Here is a 24455-nt window from a genome sequence, read left to right as displayed (position 1 = left end):
ACATGGATCTCCGTGCACGCCGGGTGAGCTGGCAAAGTGGCCGTCTGCCGGGAAATCGGCAGCCGGTCGCGCGGCACGACTCGTACGACCTTTCAGGTCGCCGAGCACGGCACCCCCCTACCGCGCCCCGCGCCGGAACCATCGCGGTACCTGAGCCCTCCCCTGGACCGCATGATGATGGACCGATGCGAGTTGATGTATGACGGTATTGACGATTGCGACGATATGGCAAGACCTGCGACAAGGTCCGCTTTTTTGTTGGTATGGCCGTAACTCAACTCCTCGAACGGATTTGTCCGATCCGTTTGAGTGTCCGAACGGCCGGCTCGAAGAGTTCCGGCCGTGACAGCACCGCATCGCGCGGCGCCCGGACCGGGGCGCGACGGGCCCCGGGTCCGAACACGACAGGGTGACAAGGTGTCACCCACCCCTCAGGCACGGAGCGTTTGCGTGTCTTCAGGGAGTCCTTGTATTGCGTGCGGGGCGGAGACTTCGGCGTCGCCGGCGGAGCCGTCCACGCCGCCCGGCCGGCCTGCGTGGGCTCGCCGGGGCGGTGCGCGCCGATGTCCACGTCGTCAGCCCCGATCTCGTGCCGCGCGGCCGCGGTGCCGCCGTACCAGGACCGGCACGAGGACGAGGGCGCTGAGCACGGTCACCGCGACGATTCCGCCGGTGATGGACCACCGGTGCACCGCCAGCATGCCCTGGGCGACCAGAAGGTCGATCGCGAGCGCTCCCGTCACGGCAACCACCGTGCGGGGATAGGGTTTCAGCCCCCTCAGGGCGGCTCCCACGGCCGTCGCCGGCGCGCCGAGCAGGAAGAACAGGGTGAACGGGCCGCGCAGCGGTGAGTCGGAGCCGCTCAGCGCGAGGGTCGCGCCGACCGCCGCGACCGCGACGGCCACGCCCACGAGCAGCGGAAGCAGGTCCCTCCCCGGACCCCGCCCCGGCCGCTCGTCTCCCTCTGGTAAAGGTGGCTTGATGCCTAAGGTCTGCATTGGCGACTTTGCCCCCCGAAGCGCCGGATGCCGGGCTTCAATGTCGCGCAGTGAGCGGGAGGGCGTCAAGATGCGAAAACCGCCCGCGCAGGTTCTCGGCCCGCTTCAAACATCCGTTCTGTGGGGGTGAATCGGGCTGACCCCGAAAAGTCTTGGCATGGACACTTCCTGTCAACACGCGTAGCTGCTATGCCGGTTGTGGCAGAGATCCTGCTAAAGGGAGGTTCCATGAGACGTTCCCGATATGCGGCCTTTATGAGTTCGCTCCTCCTCGCCCTCGGCCTCGCCCTCACCGGGGCCGCCGCGGCGCAGGCGTCCCCCCTCGCCGCGGCCACCGGGTATGTGGCGCTCGGCGACTCCTACTCCTCCGGTGTCGGATCCGGCAGCTACATCAGCTCCAGCGGCGACTGCGACCGCAGCACGAAGGCCTATCCCTACCTGTGGCAGGCCGCCCACGCACCCGCCTCGTTCAGCTTCATGGCCTGCTCCGGCGCCAAGACCACCGATGTGCTGAACAACCAACTCGGCACCCTCAGCGCCTCCACCGGGCTCGTCTCGATCACCATCGGCGGCAACGACGCCGGCTTCTCCGACGTCATGACGACCTGTGTGCTCCAGTCCGACAGCGCCTGCCTCTCCCGGATCGCCACGGCGAAGGCGTACGTCGACTCGACCCTGCCCGGCCGACTGGACACCGTCTACTCGGCGATCCGCGCCAAGGCCCCCTCGGCCCACGTGGTCGTGCTGGGCTACCCCCGCTTCTACCAGCTCGGCACCACCTGCCTCGGACTGTCCGGAACCAAGCGGTCGGCGATCAACGGCGCCGCCGACTACCTGGACGCCGCCATCGCCAAGCGCGCCGCCGACCACGGCTTCACCTTCGGCGACGTCCGCACCACCTTCAGCGGCCACGAGATCTGCTCGGGCGACTCCTGGCTGCACAGCGTCGACTGGCTGAACATCGGCCAGTCGTACCACCCGACCGCGGCCGGCCAGTCCGGCGGCTATCTGCCGGTGCTCACCGGCGCGGCCTGACGGTCACGAACCTCACGAGGAACCCGACGGTCACGAACGTCACGAAGGAGAGGGGGAGGCCCCGCCCGACGGGGTCTCCGCCTCACAGGTCACCGAGAACGGCACCGACTCGGACGTGACGTCGACCGGACTGCGCACCTCCACGCCGATCGCGTTCCGCACGGAACCGCCCTCCTCGTACGTGGTGACGATGACCTGCCGCTGCTTGGTCTTCGCGTCACCCGCCGCGAACGACAGCGTCTTCCAGCCCGGATCCGAGACCTGGCCCGTCTTCGTCACCCAGCGGTAGGACACGTCGACCGGAACCCTGCCCACGGTGAACGTCGCCGTGAACGTGGGTGCCTTCGCGTCCGGCGGCGGACAGGCCCCCGTGTAGTCGGTGTGCGCGCCCGTGACCGTCACCTGGACCGACTGGGTGGGCGGGCTCGACGTACGACCGCCCCCGCCCCCGCCGCCGGTGGAGGTCCCGCGGGTGGGGGAAGCGGTCCGCGACGTGCCCACCTCCGGGCTGCTCGGGGGCGCGCCGCTGACCGTGCTGCTCTGCGTGGCCCCGCTGTTCGTACCGCCCGTGCCGTTCCGGTTCACCAGCGCGTACGTCAGCCCCGCCACCGCCAGGACGAGCGCGGCCAGGCCCGCGACCAGCACGATGCCGGCCCGGCGGTTGCGGGGCGGCGGCTCGGACGGAGCGGCGTACGCGGGGGCGGGCGCCGGCCGGGTGGCGGCCGGCTGAGGAAGCGGCGCGGTGGTCGGCTCGGCCGGACTCTGGAACGCCGCGACCGTCGGCGTGTAAGCGGCGGCACCCGTGCGCGGGGTACCGCCCGCCGCGATGATCCGCAGGTCCTGCTCGGCCCGGTCGGCCGGGATCCGCTCGGCCGGGTCCTTGCGCAGCAACCCCTCGATCACCACAGCCAGCGGGCCCGCGCGGCGCGGCGGCGGCAGCTCCTCGTCGACGACTGCGCGGAGCGTGCTCAGCGGAGTGTCGTGCCGGAACGGCGAGTTGCCCTCGATCGCCGCGTACAGCAGCACACCGAGCGACCACAGGTCGGACTCAGGGCCGGGCGTACGCCCGAGCGCCCGCTCCGGAGCGAGGAACTCGGGGGAGCCGATGACCTCGCCGGTCATGGTCAGCGCGGAACTGCCCTCGACCATGGCGATCCCGAAGTCCGTGAGGACCACCCGGCCGTCGTTCGCCAGCAGCACGTTGGCCGGTTTCACATCGCGGTGCAGCACCCCGGCGGCGTGCGCGGCGCGCAGGGCCGCCAGCACCTCGGCGCCGATGTGCGCGGCGCGCTGCGCGGAGAGGGGTCCCTCCGCGTCCAGCAGGTCCGACAGGGCGATGCCGCGGACCAGTTCCATCACGATCCAGGGACGGCCGTCCTGGTGGGCCACGTCGTAGACCGTCACCACGTTCCGGTTCGCCACCCGGGCCGCCGCCCAGGCCTCCCGCTCCAGCCGGGTGTACATGCGCTGGACCTCCGGCGAGGGGAGCCCGGCCGGTGCGCGCACCTCCTTGACGGCGACCTCGCGGTGCAGGACCTCGTCACGGGCCCGCCAGACCGTCCCCATGCCGCCCTGGCCGAGGGGGGACAGCAGACGGTAGCGCCCGGCGATCACACGTTCACTGCCCGGTTCTTCGGACACGGGCCGTCCCCCATTCGCATCCGCGCGATGTATCCACGTATCCACTCCGCGTGATTTCTCCCCAAAAGTAGCTCAACCGAGTGCGGATGCCGCCCCCTTGAACACCAGTCCGGCGCCCAGGGCGAGGACCACGAAGGCGGATCCGAGGGGTGCGGTCCTGCGCACCAGGGCGGCCGCCGGGTTCTGGGCCCAGCGCGGGCGCCGGTCCAGGAGGCGGTTCATCCCGCTGCCCAGCTTGACCACGGCGAACCCCGCCGCGGTCAGGGTCAGGGCGAGCCCGACGCCGTACGCGACGACGAGCAGCAGCCCGAACCAGGCCTGGCCGAGCGCGGCGGCGCCGACGAGGACGACGACGGCGGAGGGACTGGGGACCAGCCCGCCGGCGAAGCCTAGGAGGATCGTGCCGCGGAGGGTGGGGGCGGTGGGGTGGGTGTGGGGGATGCCGCCGTGTGTGTGGGTGTGGGTCTGGGTGTCGGTGTGTTCGTGACCATGACCATGACCGTGGCCGTGGGCGTGATGTTCGTGCTCGTGGTCGTGCTCATCGGGGTGCCCGTCGTCGTGTGCGTGTGCGTGCGCGTGCCCGTGGTCGTGCGTGTGCCCGTGTCCGTGGTCGTGCCCGTGGCCCCGGTTGCGCCAGGCCCGGCGTACGAGGGACGCGCCCGCCAGGGTGACAAGTGCGCCGCTCGCCATCCCCAGCCAGGCGATCACCGACGGCGCCGCCGCGGAACCGGCCGTGACCAGCAGGCCGAGGGCGACCACGCCCAGGGTGTGGGTGACCGTCACCGACGCGGCCAAGGGAAGTACGTCCCGGAGCCTGGCCCGGCCCCCGCGGGCCGCCGCCGTCGCCGCCATCAGGGTCTTGCCGTGGCCAGGCGCGAGCGCGTGCATCGCGCCGAGGCCGATGGCGACGACCAGGGCGAGCGCGGCGAAACCGAGCGTGAGGTGGTGACGGGCGACCAGGTTGTCCAGCGCGCGCGTCCAGCGGTCCGCGCCGCGCGGAAGGATCGAGGCGGCGGGCGCCTCCCGCTGGTCCCCGGCCAGCGCGGGGCCTCCCGGGCGCACTCGGAGCGAGGCCTTGACGGCGTCGGCCGGTGAGGAGAGCAACTCCTTCGGATAGCTGGCCAGTTCGCGGGACACGGATGTCTTCGGCACGTCGGACGCGGTCAGCGTCATACGGTCGCCGCGCGCGGTGATCTCCCTCCAGCCGGGCCCGGTGGTGGCGCCCGCGCTGTGGAAACCGACGGTGAGGGTGTCGCCCTCGGGCAGCGGTGCGGTCAGCCGGCACTCCACGCGCAGGGTGTCGAGCCCCGCCTGCCCGGGCCGCAGCTGGGCGCGGCTGGTACGGACGCTCAGCGGGGCCGGGTGCCCGCCGACGGTGAGCCTGCTGCCCTCGGCGGCCGTCGCGCACCGCTGGCGGGCCCATGCGGTCAGCCCGAGCCTGGCGATGTCGGGCCTGGCCTGGGTGGCGGGGATCTCGGCGAGGTCCTCGACGTGGTCGACGCGCATCTGCCCGGGCGCGGCGACCAGACCGTCGTAGCGGTTGACGGTGAAGTTGCCGAGCGGGTGGGCGCTCGCCGCGGAGGCGGGGCCGAGGACGAGCGTGCACAGGGCCGTGAGGAGGGCCGCGCCCGAGGCGGCGATACGACGGGTGTTCACCGCATCGCCTCCAGGGCCTTACGGGCCTCGCGCGCGCCCAGCGGGGAGAAGCCGGGGTTCAGCTTCAGCGCGGCGGTGAGGGAGGCGCGCGCCTGCTCGGTGTCACCGGTGGCGCGCTCGACCATGCCGCGGTGGTAGAGGAAGGCCGCGTTGCGGTAGCCGGTGGCCGTGGCCTGACGGGCGTAGGGAAGGGCTTCCTGGTCGCGGCCGTTGACGTGCAGCGCCCAGGCGAGGGCGTCGGCGGTGTGCACGGTGTGGCGGCGTGCCCACTCGGCGCGGGCGGCCTTCAGCGCGGCCGCGCGGTCGCCGTGGTCGGCGGCGGCGAGAGCGGTGTCGAGGTCGGCGTTGACACCGTTTGCGCGGGCCAGGGACACCCAGGCGTCGACGAGGGCGTACTGGTCGCGGGCCTTGGACAGGTCACCGGACGCGCCGCGCACCTCGTACAACTCTCCGAGTTCCACGAGGGGTTGGGGCAGCGGATACCGCTCCACGACCTGCTCCATGCCGCGGACCGCGTCGGCGGTGTCGCCCTGGGCGGCCTGGGCGCGGGCGCGGCCCTCCAGGGCGGGGAGGTAGGTGTCGTCGGCGGCGAGGGCGCGGGCGTAGAAGTCGAGGGCGGTCTTGTACTGGCCCTGGTTCCAGGCGAGCTGACCGAGCGCGGTGGCGACGTACGCGATGTCGCCGCGGGAGGTGGCCGTGGCCAGGGCCTGCTCCAGGACGCTGCGGGCGGTGCTCACGTCGCCGCGCAGTTCGTGGACGTAGGCGTAGCGGGTGAAGACGGGGACGCCCGGGTGGCGGGAGTCGGCCAGGTCTGCGGCCTTCGAGGCGTCGGCGTAGCGGCCGAGTTCGACGAGGGCGTCGATACGGGAGCACAGGGCGCGCTCGCTGTACGGGTTCTGCTTCAGGGCCTGGTCCGCGTAGTCCAGGGCGCCGGTGAAGTCGTGCCGGGCGGCGGCGAGGGCGGCGCGGCCGGCGAGCGCGGCGTCGTTGTCCGGCCGGACCCGCAGCGAACGCTCCAGCGCGGCCTGGGCCTGCGGATAGCGGGAGGGGTCGCCCTTGGTCCGGGCCTGCTCGACGTAGGCGAGGCCGAGGGTGGCCCAGCTGCCGTGGTCGCGGGGCTGGGCGCGGAGGTGGGCCTGCAGTGCCCGGATGCCGCTGTCGAGATCGCCGCCGGCGAGGAGCTCGGGCGACACCCCGCTGGGCGCCGAGGCGACAGGGGCCGTACCGCTGTCCCGCACGGCTCCGAGGACCACGGCCCCGGCGGTGAGCGCGACGGCCAGGGAAGCGGCACAGACCACGAGCTGCGCACCCCGCCACCGCCGCCCGGCAGCGGAGAACCGCCGCACAGCGGCGACCCGCTCGTCGGCCGCGCCGGGGGACTCCGCTGTCGCGGCAGCCTGCGCCTCGGTGGCCTTGGTGGCGTCGGTGGCCTTGGTGGCGTCGGGGGCCTCGGCCACCTCGGTCACCTCGGGTCCGTCGGCCGGTGGCGAAGGTGCCGTCTGTCCGCCGCCCCGCGTGTCGGCCGATGCTTGCTCCTCGGGCGTCGGCTCCGTCGTACGGGCCCCGCGAGCCGTCTCCTCGGCCTTCGGCGCGGCCGACTCGGTGACCGGAGCGCCGTCCCCGGCGGAGCCGGCCGCCGGGGTCGTAGCCGCGCCCGGGTCGTCGGCTCGTTCGTCCGGCGCGTCGGCGCCCCCGGCGCCGAAGGCGCGCTCCCAGGCCTCCCTGATGGCCTTGTCGGGCCCGGTCTCCGCGGTGCGGAGCGCCGGCCTCCCAGGGGCGGCCCCCTCACGGTCGCCGTGGCCGGTCTCCGGCGCGTTGTCGTTCGTACGCGGGGACATGCCCTCTCCTCGATCTGCTGGGCGGAAAACGGGTGGCGCGGCCCGCGCCGTGGGGGACGGGGAAGTGCGGGCCGCGCCGGTTCGGGGGACGGCGACCGGCCGTCAGTACGCGCGGTAGCGGTTGCGGCGGCGCCACCACATCAGGGCGGTGCCGATCAGCAGGGCCCCCGCGACGCCACCGGCGGCGGACGTCGCGATCAGCGTGGTGTTCGTGCCGGCACCCGTCACCTGCAGTCCGTCACCCAGCTGGTTGCGCACGCTGTTGCCGGTGCCCTTCGCCAGCGGGCCGCGCGACCCGGACGTCGGCTGGGCGAGGTACGGGAAGGAGTGCCCGAAGTTCTGGTCGTTCGCGTCGACACCGTCGCCCAGGTCGTTCTTGGAGCCGACCAGCTCGCCCTCCACGACCTGCAGCGCCTCGTCGATCACGTCGTCGGTGAGCCGGCGGCCGTTCGGGAAGCCCGCGTTGTCGCCGTCCAGCACGCCCAGCCGCTTCGGGTGCATGCTGGGCTTGATCGAGGTGTTGAGCCGCAGCTCCTCCGCCGGCCGCACGTACGGCGGCTGGTTGAGGCCCTTCACGCCCTTGAGGAACACGTCCACGAGGTCGTTGCGAGGCTCCGACGGCGCCTTGATCTTGTAGATCGCCTCGATGAGCTTCGGCAGCTCGGGGTTGGTCACGTTCTTCAGGAACTGCGCGTCGTCGTACGGCTCGGACGCGTTGAACTTGTCCTTGTCCTTCTGCGGGTTGACCACCTCGTTGACAAGTGGGTTGCCCAGCCGCGAGACCTGCGACCAGTGCCCGCGCGCGTCCTTGCGCTGGACCGTCCCCCAGATGCCGACGACCGGCTGGTGCGACGACTCGCGGATCAGGTCGTTCGGCACCTGCAGGGCCAGGGAGTTGACGTTGTAGCCCTTGAGGGTGTCGTTCCCGACCTCCGAGAGGTTCCCGCCGTACAGCAGGTCGAAGACCCTGAGGTCCGCGAAGAACGGGTCGTCGGCCTGCCCGGCGAAGGTCGTCGCCCCGCCCGCGAGCTTGTACACCGCCTCGTCGCGCAGCTTGCCGTAGTCCGGCATCGACGCCTTGCCGACGTTCGACGGCGCGACCGGCACGTTGTCCGCGATCCTCGTCTTCGCCACCAGCTTCTGCTTGTGCAGCTTGATGAGGTCGATGTCGTACGTCTGAGTGACGTTCAGGTCGGGGTCCTTGAGGCTGTCGACCGGACCCGTGTTGTAGAGGAAGGTGTTCTTGTTCTTGACGTGCGTCTTGAACGTGTAGCGGAAGATCAGCTCGCTCTGCGCGTCACCGTTGTTGTCGACGTGGAGGTCGTACTGCGCGTCCTCCGCGAACGTGTAGAAGTTCGGACCGCCCGCCGGCTCCTCGAACGGCACGAAGTTCGCGATGATCGTCGTCGTGTCCGGCTTGTCCGGGCTGACGAACGCGTACAGGTCGGTGTTGTCGTACTGCGGCTGCCCGGAGATCAGCGGGGCCTCCCGGTGGGAGGAGGCGGAGGCCGCCCCCGGTTCCAGCGCGGTCACGCCGGCGGCTGCGAGCCCGCCCGCGGCCAGCGCGCCACAGATGAGGGTCGCGATACCCCTACGACCCACGCCGCTCCTGGAGATAGGTGTCATGCCGTCCGTCCTCAGTGCCAACTTGCCTGACGCACAGAGATACGGAGCGATCGCCCGGACGGCTTGGTCGAATCCCAAAAAACTTTTCTCGCCTGCTCGACCCGCGTTTCGGCCCCGCTGATCCGTATCCCTTCCGAAGGGGAGTCAGCAGCGAACGCCCAGTGGAGCGAGCATGCCGTGCACGGCGTCGGTGAGGGGGGTACGAGTGGAGGCGGACGAACTTCTGCTGCTCGTGGCCGGAGGCGACCAGAAGGCCTTCGAGCAGCTGTACGGACTTGTGTCGGGGCCGGTGTTCGGCCTGGTCCGGCGCGTCCTGCGGGATCCGGCGCAGTCGGAGGAGGTGGCCCAGGAGGTGCTGCTCGAACTGTGGCGCTCCGCCCCGAAGTTCGACCCCCGTCGCGGCAGCGCCCTGTCGTGGATCCTCACCCTCACCCATCGCCGCGCCGTCGACCGGGTGCGCAGCGCCCGCGCGGCCGGCGAACGCGAGCAGCGCGAGGCCCGGCGCGCTCACCACCCCGCCTTCGACCAGGTCGCCGAGGAGGTGGAGGCCGGTCTGGAACGCGAATGGGTGCGCCGCTGCCTGGACCGCCTCACCACCCTGCAACGCCAGTCGGTCATGCTCGCCTACTACGACGGTTACACCTACCGTGAGGTGGCCGAGCGGCTCTCACTGCCGCTCGGCACGGTCAAGACGCGGATGCGCGACGGACTCACCCGGCTGCGCCAGTGCCTGGGAGGGGTCGCATGAGCATCCTCGGCCGACTGCTGCGCCGCGAGGACCTGCACTCCCTGGCCGCGCCCTATGCCCTGGACGCCCTCGAGCCCGCCGAACGCGTCCGCTTCGAGAGGCACCTGAAGGGCTGTGACCGCTGCGCCGCCGAGGTGCGGGACCTGTCCGAGGACGCGGTGCGGCTCGCCTGGTCGGCCACGGCCCTGGCCCCGCCCGGCCTGCGCGACCGGGTCCTGACCGCCGTACGGAACACCCCCCAGGACCCCTCGCCCGCGCAGGGAGCGTCCCGTGCCCATGAACCGCACCTGCCGCCGCACGTCTGGGGCACGGCGCCACCGCCGCCGCGCACCCGTGCGCCCCGGCTGCGCCCCCTGTTCGCCCCGCTGGCCACCGCCACGGCCGCGGCGGCCCTCGTCGTCGCCGCGCTCTTCGCCGTGCAGGCCACGCGGACCCAGGACCGACTCGACGCCGAGCGCGCCCAGGCACGTGAGATCGCCCACGTTCTGGCAGCCCCGGACGCCCGTGCGACCAGCGACCGGGATGCCAGGGGCCGAGGAATCGGAGTGATTGCCTCCGCATCGGAGGGGCGCGCCGTCGTCACCCTCCGCGGACTGGGCGCACCGCCCGGCGGCCGTGTGCACCAGCTCTGGCTGATGCGCCCGGGCGTGCCACCACGCTCCCTCGGGCTCTTCGACGGCGACACGCCCCTGGTCGCGAGCGGTCTGACCAAGTCGGCGACGTCACTCGCCGTGACCGTCGAACCCGGGGGAGGGTCATCTCAGCCCACCGGCCAGCCGGTTGTCCAACTCGCCCTGCACTCCATCGGTTTCGGAGGGTAGTCGTCAACGGTTCGTCAACGCCCTTATGGGGAAGGTGAATCCTGTGCCCGCGATACACGCGTGCCACGAGAGAGCGATAGGGTTACTCTGCCCGGGCCGGGTGGACTCGTACGGGTGGGGAGTGACATGGAACAGATAACAGTGCGCAGCAGGGCCAGGGTCCCTGCGATCACCTGCGGGAGCAGCGCGACCAGTTCGCGCCTCGACCGCCATCTCTCGGTGCTGGCCGGCCCCGCCGTCCCACAGCGCGAGGCGGCCGAGGCGACCTCGCTGATGCGTGAGCTCACCGCGCGTGACGCCGCGCACGGCCGTAGCGGCAGGGGCGGACGCATGAGCGGTGTCTCGCTCTTCGCACCGCTGCGTCGACTGCGTCGTTCGCTGTTCGGCGGGCGCTGAGCGTCACCCGCGTTCCTTCAAGGCCCGCGCTCAGGCCGTCACACCGTCCCGGCGCAGCGCTGCGATCTCCTCGTCCGTCATCCCCACGGCACGCAGCAGCGCCTCGGTGTGCTCCCCGAGCGCGGGCACGTCCCCCATCCGCGCCTCCGTACCGCCCGGCAGCGTGATCGGCGGCAGCAGCGCCCGCAGCGGCCCCACCGGTGTCCCCACCTCCCGCCACCGCTCCCGGGCCGCCAGCTGAGGGTGTTCCGCCACCTCGTACAGATCCCTCAGGCGCGCGCACGCGATGCCCGCGCCCTCCAGCCGGGTCATCGCCTCGTCGGCGTCCAGCGCACCCAGCGCCTTGCCGACGAGCGTGTCCGTGCGGTCCCGGTGGGCGACCCGCGCCGCGTTCGTGGCGTACGCCGGATCGTCCGCCAACTCCGGCTGCCCGAGCACCTGTTCGGCGAGCCGCCGCCACTCCCGGTCGTTCTGCACGGACAGCAGCACGCGCCCGCCGTCCGCCGTCGGATAGGCGTCATAGGGCGCGATGACCGCGTGCGCGAGGCCGGTACGCGCCGGGGGAGTGCCGTCGTGCATCGCGTGGTGCAGCGGATGCCCCATCCACTCCGCGAGCGCCTCCAGCATCGAGACCTCCACCGGCCCGCCGCGCCCGGTGGTGCCCCGCCGCACGAGCGCCGCGAGCACCCCCGAGAACGCGTACATGGCCGCCGCGATGTCAGCCGCCGGGATCCCCGCCTTGACCGGCTGCTCCGGCGTGCCGGTCACCGACACCAGTCCCGCCTCGCACTGCACGAGCATGTCGTAGGCCCGCTTGTCCGCGTACGGCCCCGACGCCCCGTATCCCGAGATGTCCACGGCGACCAGTCGTGGATGGGCGGCGCACAGGGTGGCCGCGTCCAGGCCGAGCCGGGCCGCGGCCCCCTGCGCGAGGTTCTGCACGAACACGTCCGCGTCCGCGATCAGCCGTCGCACGACGTCCACTCCGCGCGGGTCCTTCAGGTCCAGCGCGATCGACTCCTTGCCGCGGTTGCACCACACGAAGTGGGAGGCGAGGCCGCGGGCGGCGGTGTCGTAGCCGCGTGCGAAGTCGCCGCCGTCGACCCGCTCGACCTTGATGACCCGGGCACCGAGATCGGCGAGCTGGCGGGTCGCGAAGGGCGCCGAGACGGCCTGTTCGACGGCGACGACGGTGATGCCCTCCAGGGGCAGCGGCAGACGGTCCATGGGCGGGATCATGACCCGCCGGCGGCGTCCTTGTCAGCAGGCGCTCACCGGGGCCGCGCGTACCGGCGGACGGCGAGCGGCGCGAACACCGCGATCAGCACCACGCACCAGGCGAGTGCTCCGGCGACGGGATGCGCCACCGGCCAGGCCGCGCCCCGGGGCACGGGCGCGTTCCCGAAGAGGTCCCGCAGGGCCGTGGTGACCGCGCTGATCGGGTTCCACTCGACCAGGGTGCGCAGCCAGCCGGGCATGCCGTCGGCGGGGATGTACGCGGTGGACAGCAGCGGCAGCACGAAGGTCGTGCTGGCCAGCTGGCCGGCCGCCTCCTCGTTCCGGGGCAGCAGCCCGAGGAGGATCCCGGCCCATGTGCAGGCGAACCGGAACAGCAGCAACAGGCCGAGCGCGCCCGCCGCCCGGGCCGCCGAACCCTCGACGCGCCAGCCCACCGCGAGGCCGACCAGCAGCAGCGGCACCGTGCCGACCGCCGAGACGACCAGGTCCGCGACGGCCTGCCCGAGCGGCACGGCCGCCCGGCTCACCGGCAGCGTGCGCAGACGGTCCATCACGCCCCGGTGCGCGTCCTGGGAGGCCTGGAGCATCCCCGTGGTCACCCCGCCCGCGGCCGTGGCCGCCAGCAGCCCCGGGACCAGGAAGGACCGGTACTGGCCGCCGGGCATCGCGACCGCGCTGCCGAAGACGTACCCGAAGAACAGCAGCATGGTGATCGGCATCGTCTGCGTGAGGACCACCAGGCCCGGGTTGTTGCGGATCCGCTGCAGCTGCCGTCCCAGCATCGCGGTGCCGTCGTACGCCAGTGTGCTCATGCCACGAGCTCCTTGCTGTCGGTGAGGCGGAGGAAGACGTCGTCGAGGGTCGGCGGCCTCAGGCTCGCGTCGAGCAGTGGAACGCCCGCCGTGTCCAGTGCGCGCACCAGGTGGGGCAGGGTGAGCGTCGGGTCCCGGGTGACGGCGCCGACGGCGCCTCGCTCGTGGTCCAGCGACGGCTCGGCCCCGGTCAGCCGGTCGAGGACGCCCGCCGCCTTCTCCATGAGGTCCGTGTCCATGACGACGACCTCCGCGTACACCCCGATGAGGGCCTTGAGCTCGGCCGGTGAGCCGGTGTGCGCGACCTGCCCCCGGTCCACCAGGGCGATGCTGTCGGCGAGTTGGTCGGCCTCCTCCAGATACTGCGTGGTGAGCAGGACCGTCGTGCCCTCGGCGGTGAGCGCGCGCACGGCGTCCCAGATGCGGTTGCGGCTGGCGGGGTCCAGGCCCGTGGTGGGCTCGTCCAGGAAGAGCACGTCGGGTCGCCGGACCAGGCTCGCCGCCAGGTCCAGCCGCCGCCGCATCCCGCCCGAGTAACCGGACGCCGGCCGGTCGGCGGCCTCGGCGAGCCCGAACCGCTCCAGCAGCTCGTCGGCCCGCGCCGCCGCGTCCCGGACCCGGTGCAGCCGGGCGAACAGCCGCAGGTTCTGCCGGCCGGTCAGATCCCCGTCGACGGAGGTGGCCTGCCCGGTCACGCCGATCCTGCGACGTACGGCAGCGGGCTCGCGCACGAGGTCGTGCCCCGCCACCCGCGCCGTCCCGGCGTCCGGGCGCAGCAGGGTGGTCAGCAGCCGTACGGCCGTCGTCTTGCCCGCCCCGTTCGGCCCCAGCACCCCGCAGACCGTCCCCTCGGGGACCGCGAGGTCGAGACCGCGCAGGGCGTGCACCCGCCCGAAGCGCTTCTCCAGGCCCTCACTAAGTACAGCGTACGTAGTAATCATGGGTCGACCATAGCGCACTACGTACGCCGTACGTAACTACGATGGTGGACGAGGTGATGAACGATGGCGGGCCGAGCGGCCGAACCCCATGTGATCTGGGCGCGCCCCGAGCGCACGGGCCGCGGGCCGAAACCGGCGTACACCCGGACCGACATCGCGGACGCCGCGGTGCGCGTCGCCGACGCCGAGGGCCTGGACGCGGTCTCGATGCGACGCGTCGCCGCCGAACTGGGCTGCGGCACGATGTCGCTGTACAACTACGTCCCCCGCAAGGAGGACCTGTACGAGCTGATGATGGACGCCGTCGGCGGCGAGCACGAGCTGTGGGAGCCGTCGGGCGACTGGCGCGCGGACATGCTGCTCATGGCCCACCAGACCCGCGCCCTCATGCACCGGCACCCCTGGCTGCCGCGCCTGATCTCCGGCCACTACGGCTTCAGTCCCAACGCGCTGCGCTACCTCGAGCACTGCCTGCGCTCCCTGGAACCGCTGGAGGCGAGTGCCGGGACGAAGCTGGAACTCATCGCCATGGTGAACGGCGTGGTGACGACGGCCGTCGCCAACGAGCTCTCCACGGCCGAGCGCGCCCGCACCCTGCCGTGGTCGGCGGAGCAGGAGCAGGCGGTCCGCATGGCCTACCTGGGCGGACAGCTCGCGACCGGCGCCTATCCACGCCTGGCGGCGGCCCTGACACAGGCCGCCGGGCAGGTCGACCTGGACGAGGTGTTCCAGCGGGTGGTGGAACGGGTGCTCGACGCCTTCGAACCCAAGCCCTAGCGGCCGGACGCTAGATCAGCGTGAACTGCCCCTCCGGGCCCTCCTCGTGGTGGTCCAGCACGGAGGCCGGGCGGCGCGCCGCCTCCGGTACCGGCAGCAGCCCCGCCTTGCGCAGTTCGGTGGCCGTGATGGGCTCCGTGACGCTCAACTGCGCCTGCCGCGGCCGTACTTCCGCCAGCAGGGCCAGGATGGTGATCAGTTCCAGCAGCTCCGACGTCCAGTTCTGCGGCCAGGTGGCCGGGCGGATCGCCGTCAGCGCGCCCGGCTCCCCCTCCGCCGTACGGGCCGCGAACCACTGTTCCAGCACCCGGACACCGGCCACCTCGAAGTCCCAGGCCTCGGGCGGTACCGGGGCGATGCGGCCCTCGTCGAGGTGCAGGGTCTCCTCCTCACGGTCGTAGTGGAGAGTCAGGGGCCGGGAGGGGAGCGGGGCGCGGACGTAGGGGCGGCGCCCGCCCGGGAGCTTCGGGCGGTCGCCGTCGCGGCGCATCAGCCACAGCATGCGGCGGCCCAGCTCGACGCCCCGGGTCCACAGATCGGGGTCCGCGGTGAGGGGGACGGTGAGATCGGGGCGCACCGTCGCGACGATCCAGGCCAGGACGTCCACGGGAGCGGGGGAGTGGCCGAGGCGGGACGTCAGGTGCTCCAGGAGACCGGGGGCGAGGTTGGGTTCCCCGGCCCCGGGGCGGCGGTACAGCGGGCGGATGCGGCCGGGGCGGACCAGCGGCAGGAGCGACGTCGCGAGCAGGTGGGGGCCGCCCGCGTCGGTGGCCGTCTCCACGGCGAAGATCTGGTGCTCGTCCGCCACCCGCCACAGCTCTGGCCGCGCGGTGTCGATCAGGCGGTGGTCGGGGATCAGCCACTGCTCGTCGAAGGGGGCCAGCAGGACGCGTATCGGCTCCGAACAGGGTCCCGACGCGCGCGACAGCTTCTCCGTGCCGCTCGTCTGGCCGGGCAGCCGGCCGACCGCCGAGTGCAGGGTGCGCGAGCGCGTCGGCTCGAACAAAGCCTCCCGGTCGGGGCCGTCGGCCTTCATGAGGGCGTCCCAGCGGGCCTTGAGGGACGCCGCGTCGGGCGCCGAGGGCCAGGTGCGGCCCGGCCGCAGGGGGGCGACGGACCACGGCATGAGGTCCGCGAGCAGCGGAGCGTCGTCGTGCGTCACGCTGGGCATCGTACGACGGGGTCAGGTGGCCTCGAGGGTGACCGTGAAGGAGAAACGGTCCCCCCGGTAGTGGATGACGGCCACGTCCAGCGCGCGCCCGTCGCCGTCGTAGGTCACCCCCGTGTAGTGCAGGATCGGGCTGAGCAGCGGGACTTGGAGCAGCTGGGCCGTCTCCGGGTCGGCGAGCCGGGCCTCCACGGTGTCCGTGATGCGGCTGATGTCCGCGCCCACGACGTCCCGCAGCACCTTGGTCATCGGCCAGCGCACCAGGTCGTCCAGGTCGATGCGCTCGGCCAGTTCGGGGCGTACGTAGTTGCGGGCGTGGTTGGTCGGCTCGCCCGTCTTCTCGTCGCTGCGCAGCCGGTGGTACGTCGCCACCTCGGCCAGATCCGGGAAGTGCTCGGCGAGTTCGCCCGGCACCGGGCGCCCGCCGTGGTCGAGCAGTTCCGTCGTCATACCGGACTGCTGGGCGACGATCGCGTCCACCGAGCCCAGCAGCCGCACCGGGGCGCCCCTTTGCGCGCTGGGCTCGATGAACGTGCCGCGCCGGCGGTGGCGCGTGATCAGGCCCTCGTCCTCCAGCTCCTTCAGCGCCTGCCGCATGGTCAGCACGCTGACCCCGTAGTGCCCCGCCAACTGCTCCTCGGTGGGCAGGCGCAACGGATCCCCGGGCGCGCGGCCGAGTATCGAGGCACGCAGCGACTGCGACACCTGGTACCAGAGCGGCAGCTTGCGGTTCAGGACGATCGAGTCGGGGGCGAAGGAGGTCACGGGCCATCCGTACCGGTAGGGAGTCCTCAGTGCAAGGGCGAGCGGAAGTGGCGCTCGAGGCCCTGCCACACGTCGTCGTACCCCTGTTGCAGGTGATCCGCCCGGGCGGCCTGCGGGGTGAGGGTCACCGGCCAGCGCGTCTCGAACATGAACGCCAGCCCGTCGTCGATCTTCTGCGGCTTGAGCTCCGCGGCGCTCGCCCTCTCGAACGTCTCGCGGTCCGGGCCGTGCGCCGACATCATGTTGTGCAGCGAGCCGCCGCCCGGCACGAAGCCCTCCGCCTTCGCGTCGTAGGCGCCCTCGATCAGGCCCATGTACTCGCTCATCACGTTCCGGTGGAAGTACGGCGGCCGGAACGTGTCCTCGCCCACCAGCCAGCGCGGCGCGAAGACCACGAAGTCGACGCCCGCCAGGCCGGGAGTGTCGGACGGGGACGTGAGCACCGTGAAGATGGACGGGTCCGGGTGGTCGTACGAGATGGTCCCGAGCACATTGAAACGGCGCAGGTCGTAGATGTACGGCACATGGTTGCCGTGCCAGGCGACGACGTCGAGCGGTGAGTGGTCGTAGGTGGCCGTCCAGAGGTTGCCGCAGAACTTGTTCACCACCTCCACCGGGCCGTCGACGTCCTCGTACGCGGCGACGGGCGCCCAGAAGTCCCGGGCGTTCGCGAGGCCGTTGGCCCCGATCGGGCCGAGGTCGGGGAGGCGGAAGGGCGCGCCGTAGTTCTCGCACGCATAGCCGCGCGCCGACTCATCAAGCAGCTCCACACGGAAACGCACCCCGCGCGGGATCAGCGCCACATGGCCGGGCTCCCCGTGCAACATCCCGAACTCGGTGTGCAGCAGCAGCCCGCCGCGCTCCGGAACGATCAGGAGTTCGCCGTCCGCGTCGCTGAAGACCCGCTCCATGGAGGCGTTGGCGTGGTACAGGTGCACGGCCATGCCGGTGCGCTGGGTGGCGTCGCCGTTGCCGCCGAGGGTCCACAGGCCCGCGAGGAAGTCGGTCCCCGCCGCGGGCTCCGGCAGCGGGTTCCAGCGCAGCCGGTTGGGGTCGGGCACCGACTGGGTGAACGGGGCCGTGCGGATCGTGCCGTTGTCCGTGCGGGAGAACGCGGGGTGCGCCGCCGAGGGGCGGATCCGGTACAGCCACGAGCGGCGGTTGTGCGCCCTCGGCTCGGTGAACGCCGTCCCGCTCAGCTGCTCCGCGTACAGCCCGAGCGGCGCGCGCTGTGGCGAGTTGCGGCCCTCGGGCAGGGCGCCCGGGACCGCCTCCGAGCTGTGCTCGTTGCCGAACCCGGAGAGATAGGACAGCCCCTCCGCGATCTTCCTCGCGTCCCCGCTCATCACCGCTCCCTCGTCGTTGATTCCTATGCATCACCGTAGGATTCGGTGGACGGGTGCGCAAGGGGGGAGGGGTGGAGCGGAGGTGGAGAAGCGGGTGGAGGCCGAGTGCGACTGGCGGGGGACATGAGAACCCGACTTCAGGGGGATCCGGCCGTCCGGGAGGGCGCAATACGCTCTCCGGCATGTCGTGGACGCGCGGACTGATCGTCGCGCTCGCGGTGGGTGCCCTGCTCGGCGGCTCGGCGGGCTGCGCCTCCAGCGAGGCGCACGAGCGGAAGGGCGAGGTGTCGGCCTCGCCGGTGGGCAAGGTACTGGACGACACGGACGAGGAAGGGCGGCACTACCGTGAGATCGGCAAGAAGGACGCGCCCCAGGTGGCGATCGAGGTGCAGCCGGCCTCCGGTGGCGCCTGGGACGTGCGGCTGACGGTCCGCCACTTCCGCTTCTCCCCTCCCGGTGTGCGCCCGGTGGCCCTGGCGGGCCGCGGCACGGCCCGGCTCTACCTGGACGGCCACGCCCTCACCCGGCTGCGCACCCCCGACTACCGCCTGCCCGGCCGGCTGGTCCCGCGCGGCACACACCACGTCACGGCCCGGTTGTACGCGGACGACCAGACGGTCTGGACGGTGGACGGCAAGCCGGTGGAGAGCACGGCGGACATCACGGCGTCCGGGACGGAGGAGCCGCCGAACCCGGCGTCCGGGACGAAGGAGTCCCCTGGGACGGAGGGAACGCCGAGCTCCGCGAGCACGGGCTGAACTCGGCGCCCGCCCGATGAGTGCAGAAGCCACCGATTCCCGTACAGAGAGACGAGGTTCACCTGCACCCGGCGGAAAGGCATGATGAAGCCCGTGCCCCAAGCGACATCGCTGCGCCGCGCGCCCGTCCAGCGCCGTAGCGCCGAACGACTGACCAGAATCCTCGACGCCTGCGCCGACCTGCTCGACGAGGTCGGTTACGACGCCCTCAGCACCCGGGCCGTGGCCCTGCGCGCGAGCGTCCCCATAGGCTCCGTCTACCGCTTCTTCGGCAACAAGCGGGCCATGGTCGACGCCCTGGCCGAACGCAACCTGGAGCGCTACACCGAGCGCGTAGCCCACCGCCTGGCCGAGGCGCAGGGCGAGGGCGGCTGGCGCACCGCCATGGACGCCATGCTCGACGAGTACCTGGACATGAAGCGCACGGCACCCGGGTTCTCCCTCGTCGACTTCGGCAACCAGATCCCGGTCGGCGCCCGCTGCGCCGAACCGAACCACCGCGTCGCCGACCGCCTGACCGAACTGCTGTCGGCGTACCTCGGCCGAGAACCGGACGAGGCCCTGCGCCGCACGCTGCTGATCGCGGTGGAAACCGCGGACACCCTGGTCCACCTGGCCTTCCGGGTGTCCCCGGAGGGAGACGAGAAGATCATCGCGGAGATGCGGGAGCTGCTGCGGGCGTACCTGGCCAGGGCGCTCGACTAGGGCGTGTTGCGCTGTGGTGGGCGTCACCGTGCGGTCCGGGGGCTCCCCCAGCGTGCATACCGGTCGGTATGCTCACCCCGTTCGTGCGTCATCGCCGTCGCCGTCCCACCGGGAGGACCCGTGTCCAGCACCGCCCTGCGCATCTGCCCTCTCTGCGAGGCCACCTGCGGGCTGACGCTCACCATCGACGGCACGCGGGTCACCGGCGCGCGCGGCGACCGGGAGGACGTGTTCAGCAAGGGGTTCATCTGCCCGAAGGGCGCCTCGTTCGGGGCCGCCGACTCCGACCCGGACCGGCTGCGCGGGCCCCTCGTGCGCCGGGACGGGGAGTTGCGCGAGGCCACCTGGGAGGAGGCGTTCGACGCCGTCGCCGCCGGGCTGCGGCCGGTCGTCGAGCAGTACGGGCCGCACGCCGTCGGTGTCGTCCTGGGCAACCCCAACGTGCACACGATGGCCGGCGGCCTCTACCCGCCCGTCCTGCTCGCCGGTCTCGGCACCCGCAGCGTCTTCACCGCCTCCACGCTGGACCAGATGCCCAAGCACGTCTCCAGCGGACTGCTCTACGGCGACGCGAACGCCATCCCCGTCCCCGACCTGGACCGCACCGACCACCTGTTGCTCCTCGGCGCCAACCCCCTCGAATCCAACGGCAGTCTGTGCACCGCCCCCGACTTCCCCGGCCGGCTCAAGGCCCTCAAGGCCCGCGGCGGCACCCTCACCGTGGTCGACCCACGCCGCACCCGCACCGCCCGGCTCGCCGACCGGCACGTCGCGATCCGCCCCGGCACCGACGCGCTGCTGCTCGCTGCGATGGCACACGTTCTGTTCGAGGAAGAGCTCGTCGACCTCCAGGACCTCGCCCCGCACGTCCAGGGAGTCGACGAACTCGCCGCGTCCATACGGGACTTCACCCCCGAGGCCGCCGCAGCGGCGTGCGACGTCGATGCCGGCACCATCCGCACCCTCGCCCGGGAGCTCGCCGCCGCCCCCGCCGCCGCCGTCTACGGCCGCATCGGCAGCTGCACCGTCCCGCACGGCACCCTCGCCAGCTGGCTCGTCGACGTCCTGAACGTCCTCACCGGCAACCTCGACCGGCCCGGCGGTGCCCTCTTCCCGCTGTCGGCCACCGACAAGACGCCCCGGCCCGCCGGACCCGGCCGCGGCTTCGCGCTCGGCCGCTGGCACTCGCGGGTGCGCCGGCACCCTGAGGCCAAGGGCGAGCTGCCGATCTCCGCGCTCGCCGAGGAGATCGACACCGCCACCGACGAGGGCAGCCCGATCCGCGCCGTCATCGCGATCGCCGCCAACCCCGTGCTCTCCGCCCCGGACGGCGACCGCCTCGACAAGGCGCTCGGCTCACTCGACTTCATGGTCAGCGTCGACCCGTATCTGAACGAGACCTCGCGCCACGCGCACGTCGTGCTGCCGCCGCCCCCGCCCTCCCAGACACCGCACTTCGACTTCGCCTTCAACACGCTCGCCGTGCGCAACCAGGTCCGCTACACCCGCGCCGCCGTCCCGCTGGAGCCCGGACGCATGGCCGAGACCGAGATCCTGGCCCGGCTCGTGCTCGCCGCCACTGGCATGCACGGCGCCGACCCTTCCGCCGTCGACGACCTCGTCATCGGCCAGACCCTCGGCAAGGCCGTCACCGAGACCCGCTCGCCCGTCCACGGCCGGGACCCGAAGGAGCTTGCCGCCCAGCTCAGCGGCGACAGCGGCCCCGAGCGGCGGCTCGACATGATGCTGCGCCTCGGCCCGTACGGCGACGGGTTCGGCGCCCGGCCCGACGGGCTCACCCTCGAGAAGGTGCTCGCCCACCCGCACGGCATCGACCTCGGCCCCCTCGAGCCCCGGCTGCCGCAGCCGCTGAAGACCGTCAGCGGCAAGGTCGAGCTGCTGCCGGGGCCCATCGTGGACGACCTGCCGCGCCTGAAGCAGGCCCTGAGCGAGCGCGCCGACGGACTCGTGCTCGTGGGGCGGCGTCATCTGCGGTCCAACAACAGCTGGCTGCACAACGTGCCCGCCCTCACCGGCGGCTCCAACCGCTGCACCCTGCACATCCACCCCGAGGACGCCGAGCGGCTCGGACTCCTGGACGGCGCTCCCGTACGGGTCAAGGGCGCCGGGGGAGCGGTCACCGCGCCCGTCGAGATCACCGACGGCATCCGGCCCGGAGTCGTCAGCCTTCCGCACGGCTGGGGCCACGACCGGCCCGGCACCTGGATGAGCCACGCCGCCCTCGACCCCGGCGTCAACGTCAACCAGCTCCTCGACGGCAGTCTGCTCGACCCGCTGTCGGGCAACGCGGTGCTCAACGGCGTGCCCGTCGAGCTCGCGCCGCTCCCCGCACCCCGTTGACCTGGAATTTTGCGCTTATTGCTCGCACGTCAACTACTTGTTAACAGTTCTTGACCCGACCTAACGTCAACGCACCCCCGGCCCCCGTGGGGGTGTTCAAGGGCGAACGTTAGGTATCCACTCATGCTGACCATCCTCGGCTTCGCCATGATCGCGACCTTCCTGGTCCTGATCATGATGAAGAAGATGTCGCCGATCGCGGCGCTCGTGCTGATCCCCGCGCTGTTCTGCGTGTTCGTCGGTAAGGGCGCGGGGCTCGGTGACTACGTCATCGACGGCGTCACCGGCCTCGCGCCCACCGCGGCGATGCTGATGTTCGCGATCGTCTACTTCGGTGTGATGATCGACGTCGGTCTCTTCGACCCGATCGTGCGGGGCATCCTGCGCTTCTGCAAGGCCGACCCGCTCCGCATCGTCGTCGGCACGGCGGTCCTCGCCGCGATCGTCTCCCTCGACGGTGACGGCTCGACCACCTTCATGATCACGGTCTCGGCGATGTACCCGCTGTACAAGCGACTGAAGATGAGCCTGGTTGTGATGACCGGTGTCGCCGCGATGGCCAACGGCGTGATGAACACCCTGCCCTGGGGCGGTCCCACCGCCCGCGCCGCGACCGCGCTGAAGCTGGACGCCAGCGACATCTTCGTGCCGATGATCCCGGCCCTCGCCGTCGGCCTGCTGGGCGTCTTCGCCCTCGCGTACGTCCTCGGCCGCCGCGAGCGCAAGCGGCTCGGCACGCTGACGCTGGACGAGGTCCTGGAGCCGCAGGAGGCCGAGACGGTGCTCGTCGGGGCGGGCGGCCCCGGCGGCGGTACCGGCAAGGGACGTACGGCCACCGGCGCCTCCGGCTCCGGCACGGACGCCGACGCTCCCGAGTCCGCCGCAAAGGACGGCTTCCAGGGTCTCGACCCCAACCGGCCCACCCTGCGCCCCAAGCTGTACTGGTTCAACGCACTGCTCACCGTCGCACTGCTCACCGCCATGATCATGGAGTGGCTGCCGATCCCGGTCCTGTTCCTGCTCGGCGCCGCGCTCGCGCTCACCGTCAACTTCCCGCACATGCCCGACCAGAAGGCCCGCCTCGCCGCGCACGCCGAGAACGTCCTCAACGTCTCCGGCATGGTCTTCGCCGCCGCCGTCTTCACCGGCGTCCTGCAGGGCACCGGCATGGTCGAGCACATGGCCAAGTGGCTGGTGGACAACGTCCCGGACGGCATGGGCCCGCACATGGCCCTCGTCACCGGCGTGCTGAGCATCCCGCTCACGTACTTCATGTCCAACGACGGTTTCTACTTCGGCATCCTGCCGGTGCTCGCCGAGGCGGGCCAGGCGCACGGTGTCTCCAGCCTGGAGATCGCCCGCGCCTCGCTGATCGGCCAGCCGCTGCACATGTCCAGCCCGCTGGTGCCCGCCGTCTACGTCCTCGTCGGCATGGCCAAGGTGGAGTTCGGCGACCACACGCGGTTCGTGGTCAAGTGGGCCGCGCTGACATCGCTGGTGGTCCTCGGGGCAGGAATCCTGTTCGGCATCATCTGATCACTCGTTGTCCGGTCATTCGTGGTCCGATCATTCGTTGGAGGACGTCCTCATGGGGCCCGGTGGGAACCGCGGCTGGCTGCTCCGCCTCGTCATCGCCTTCGGCTTCGCGCAGGGGGCGGTGTCGATGGCCCGGCCCGCCGTCTCCTACCGGGCCCTCGCGCTGGGCGCGGACGACCGGGCGGTCGGTGTGATCGCCGGTGTGTACGCGCTGCTGCCGCTGTTCGCCGCCGTACCGCTGGGCCGCCGTACGGACCACGGCCGGTGCATGCCGCTGCTGGTGACCGGTGTCGTCCTGATCTCCGGTGGCTGCGCGCTCAGCGGGGCCGCGGGCTCCCTCGCGGCGATGGCCGCGTGGAGCGGTGTGATGGGCCTCGGTCACCTGTGCTTCGTCATCGGCGCCCAGTCGATCGTGGCCCGCCAGTCGGAGCCCCACGAACAGGACCGCAACTTCGGCCACTTCACCATCGGCGCCTCCCTCGGACAACTCGTCGGCCCGATCGCAGCCGGCGCCCTGATCCACGGCCCCGACCGGGCGGCCACCAGCGCGCTCGCCCTGCTGGTGGCGGGCGCGGGCGCCGCGATCGCGTTCACCTCGCTGTGGCGCATCGAGCGCCGTACGGCCACGACGCCCCGTACCGCGCGCGGCGACCGCGTCCCCCTGCACCGCATCCTGCGCGCCCGCGGTGTACCGGCCGGCATCCTGATCAGCCTCGCCGTGCTGTCCGCCACGGACATCCTCACCGCGTACCTGCCGGTCGTCGGCGACCACCGCGGCATCGCCCCGGCGGTCGTCGGCCTGCTGCTGAGTCTGCGCGCGGCGGCCACCATCGCCTGCCGTCTCGTCCTCACGCCGCTGCTGCGGCTGCTCGGCCGGACCGTCCTGCTCGCCCTGACCTGCCTGGTCGCGGCGCTGCTGTGTGCCGGGATCGCGCTGCCGGTGCCGGTGTGGGCGCTCGGCGCGATGCTCACCGTGCTCGGGTTCTGCCTGGGTGTCGGGCAGCCGCTGTCCATGACGACCGTCGTGCAGGCCGCACCCGACGACGCCCGCTCCACCGCCCTCGCCCTGCGGCTGACCGGCAACCGCCTCGGCCAGGTCGCCGCGCCCGCCGCCGCGGGTCTGGTGGCCGGAGTGGCCGGCGTGGCCGCGCCGTTCGTGATGCTGGGCGCGCTGCTGCTGGTCTCCTCCGGGATCGCGCTGCGCTCGCCGGCGAGAGAACCGCACGGGGCGGACTCGTCCGTGCGGCGGGGCGCGGCGGCCGGCCGGACCTGAAGCCGCCTCCGGACC

General features: G+C 72.4%; 21 protein-coding genes and 1 pseudogene. 10 read left to right on the top strand and 12 right to left on the bottom strand.

The window, feature by feature from the left end; translation table 11 throughout:
- Positions 1–274 precede the first annotated feature (274 nt).
- Positions 275–475 (bottom strand): annotated as a pseudogene (locus tag ACIRC0_RS29025) (cellulose biosynthesis protein CelD); the annotation flags it as partial.
- Positions 476–575: 100 nt separating this feature from the next.
- A complete protein-coding gene (locus ACIRC0_RS29020; RefSeq protein ID WP_403621577.1) occupies positions 576–905 on the bottom strand; it encodes a hypothetical protein in 330 nt (109 codons plus the stop codon).
- A gap of 321 nt (positions 906–1226) precedes the next feature.
- Here ACIRC0_RS29020 and ACIRC0_RS29015 point away from each other — a divergent pair, with 321 nt between their 5' ends.
- Positions 1227–2033 (top strand): SGNH/GDSL hydrolase family protein, encoded by an 807-nt coding sequence (locus ACIRC0_RS29015; RefSeq protein ID WP_403621574.1) that lies wholly within the window; start codon positions 1227–1229, stop codon positions 2031–2033.
- A gap of 39 nt (positions 2034–2072) precedes the next feature.
- On the opposite strand, the gene ACIRC0_RS29010 is transcribed toward ACIRC0_RS29015, so the two are convergent.
- The 4 genes from ACIRC0_RS29010 to ACIRC0_RS28995 all read right to left on the bottom strand — a co-directional run bounded on the left by ACIRC0_RS29010 (position 2073) and on the right by ACIRC0_RS28995 (position 8794).
- Positions 2073–3674: a serine/threonine-protein kinase gene (locus tag ACIRC0_RS29010; protein WP_403621571.1), complete on the bottom strand. Its 1602-nt coding sequence runs from the start codon at positions 3672–3674 to the stop codon at positions 2073–2075.
- Positions 3675–3746: 72 nt separating this feature from the next.
- Positions 3747–5330, bottom strand: a complete 1584-nt coding sequence (locus ACIRC0_RS29005) for a sulfite exporter TauE/SafE family protein (protein WP_403621568.1) — start codon at positions 5328–5330, stop codon at positions 3747–3749.
- A complete protein-coding gene (locus ACIRC0_RS29000; RefSeq protein ID WP_403621564.1) occupies positions 5327–7168 on the bottom strand; it encodes a tetratricopeptide repeat protein in 1842 nt (613 codons plus the stop codon). The genes ACIRC0_RS29005 and ACIRC0_RS29000 overlap by 4 nt, the downstream gene beginning before the upstream one ends.
- A gap of 102 nt (positions 7169–7270) precedes the next feature.
- Entirely contained in the window at positions 7271–8794 is a 1524-nt protein-coding gene (locus ACIRC0_RS28995; RefSeq protein WP_403621561.1) for a DUF4331 domain-containing protein, read from the bottom strand.
- A 205-nt stretch (positions 8795–8999) separates the two neighbouring features.
- Between ACIRC0_RS28995 and ACIRC0_RS28990 the strand changes: the two genes are divergently transcribed.
- From ACIRC0_RS28990 to ACIRC0_RS28980, 3 genes are all read left to right on the top strand, one after another.
- A complete protein-coding gene (locus ACIRC0_RS28990; RefSeq protein WP_403621784.1) occupies positions 9000–9542 on the top strand; it encodes a sigma-70 family RNA polymerase sigma factor in 543 nt (180 codons plus the stop codon).
- Entirely contained in the window at positions 9539–10363 is an 825-nt protein-coding gene (locus tag ACIRC0_RS28985) for an anti-sigma factor domain-containing protein (protein WP_403621558.1), read from the top strand. The genes ACIRC0_RS28990 and ACIRC0_RS28985 overlap by 4 nt, the downstream gene beginning before the upstream one ends.
- A 126-nt stretch (positions 10364–10489) precedes the next feature.
- Positions 10490–10759, top strand: coding sequence for a hypothetical protein (locus ACIRC0_RS28980; RefSeq protein WP_200421411.1), 270 nt, complete (start codon positions 10490–10492; stop codon positions 10757–10759).
- Positions 10760–10789: 30 nt separating this feature from the next.
- Here the strand turns inward: ACIRC0_RS28980 and ACIRC0_RS28975 are convergent, their stop codons facing one another.
- The 3 genes from ACIRC0_RS28975 to ACIRC0_RS28965 are packed head-to-tail and all read right to left on the bottom strand — an operon-like array spanning position 10790 to position 13751.
- Positions 10790–11986 carry a CaiB/BaiF CoA transferase family protein gene (locus tag ACIRC0_RS28975; RefSeq protein ID WP_403621555.1) on the bottom strand — a complete coding sequence of 399 codons (1197 nt, stop codon included), beginning with the start codon at positions 11984–11986 and terminating at the stop codon, positions 10790–10792.
- A gap of 44 nt (positions 11987–12030) precedes the next feature.
- A complete protein-coding gene (locus ACIRC0_RS28970) occupies positions 12031–12810 on the bottom strand; it encodes an ABC transporter permease (protein WP_403621552.1) in 780 nt (259 codons plus the stop codon).
- The gene (locus ACIRC0_RS28965) at positions 12807–13751 is read right to left on the bottom strand and encodes an ATP-binding cassette domain-containing protein (protein ID WP_403621549.1); all 945 of its coding nucleotides are present in this window, start codon (positions 13749–13751) and stop codon (positions 12807–12809) included. The genes ACIRC0_RS28970 and ACIRC0_RS28965 overlap by 4 nt, the downstream gene beginning before the upstream one ends.
- 63 nt (positions 13752–13814) lie before the next feature.
- On the opposite strand from ACIRC0_RS28965, the gene ACIRC0_RS28960 reads away from it, so the two are divergent.
- A complete protein-coding gene (locus tag ACIRC0_RS28960) occupies positions 13815–14528 on the top strand; it encodes a TetR/AcrR family transcriptional regulator C-terminal domain-containing protein (RefSeq protein WP_403621546.1) in 714 nt (237 codons plus the stop codon).
- 10 nt (positions 14529–14538) lie between these two features.
- Here the strand turns inward: ACIRC0_RS28960 and ACIRC0_RS28955 are convergent, their stop codons facing one another.
- The 3 genes from ACIRC0_RS28955 to hmgA are packed head-to-tail and all read right to left on the bottom strand — an operon-like array spanning position 14539 to position 17807.
- Positions 14539–15699: a type ISP restriction/modification enzyme gene (locus ACIRC0_RS28955; RefSeq protein WP_403621543.1), complete on the bottom strand. Its 1161-nt coding sequence runs from the start codon at positions 15697–15699 to the stop codon at positions 14539–14541.
- A 12-nt stretch (positions 15700–15711) separates the two neighbouring features.
- A complete protein-coding gene (locus tag ACIRC0_RS28950; RefSeq protein WP_200421405.1) occupies positions 15712–16461 on the bottom strand; it encodes a GntR family transcriptional regulator in 750 nt (249 codons plus the stop codon).
- A 26-nt stretch (positions 16462–16487) separates the two neighbouring features.
- Positions 16488–17807, bottom strand: a complete 1320-nt coding sequence (gene hmgA / locus ACIRC0_RS28945; RefSeq protein ID WP_403621539.1) for a homogentisate 1,2-dioxygenase — start codon at positions 17805–17807, stop codon at positions 16488–16490.
- 182 nt (positions 17808–17989) lie between these two features.
- On the opposite strand from hmgA, the gene ACIRC0_RS28940 reads away from it, so the two are divergent.
- The 5 genes from ACIRC0_RS28940 (at position 17990) to ACIRC0_RS28920 (ending at position 24440) form a co-directional block, all read left to right on the top strand.
- Positions 17990–18565, top strand: a complete 576-nt coding sequence (locus ACIRC0_RS28940; protein ID WP_403621536.1) for a hypothetical protein — start codon at positions 17990–17992, stop codon at positions 18563–18565.
- An 84-nt stretch (positions 18566–18649) separates the two neighbouring features.
- Positions 18650–19270 carry a TetR family transcriptional regulator gene (locus ACIRC0_RS28935; protein ID WP_403621781.1) on the top strand — a complete coding sequence of 207 codons (621 nt, stop codon included), beginning with the start codon at positions 18650–18652 and terminating at the stop codon, positions 19268–19270.
- Between the two features lie 120 nt (positions 19271–19390).
- Complete coding sequence (locus ACIRC0_RS28930; protein ID WP_403621533.1) at positions 19391–21631, top strand: molybdopterin oxidoreductase family protein; 2241 nt, start codon at positions 19391–19393, stop codon at positions 21629–21631.
- 123 nt (positions 21632–21754) lie between these two features.
- Complete coding sequence (locus ACIRC0_RS28925) at positions 21755–23167, top strand: CitMHS family transporter (protein ID WP_403621530.1); 1413 nt, start codon at positions 21755–21757, stop codon at positions 23165–23167.
- 52 nt (positions 23168–23219) lie between these two features.
- Entirely contained in the window at positions 23220–24440 is a 1221-nt protein-coding gene (locus tag ACIRC0_RS28920) for an MFS transporter (protein ID WP_403621527.1), read from the top strand.
- Positions 24441–24455 lie beyond the last annotated feature (15 nt).

The organism is Streptomyces sp. NPDC093984 (assembly GCF_044764595.1).
GTDB lineage: Bacteria > Actinomycetota > Actinomycetes > Streptomycetales > Streptomycetaceae > Streptomyces > Streptomyces cynarae.
This window is presented reverse-complemented; position numbering and strand designations above follow the sequence as displayed.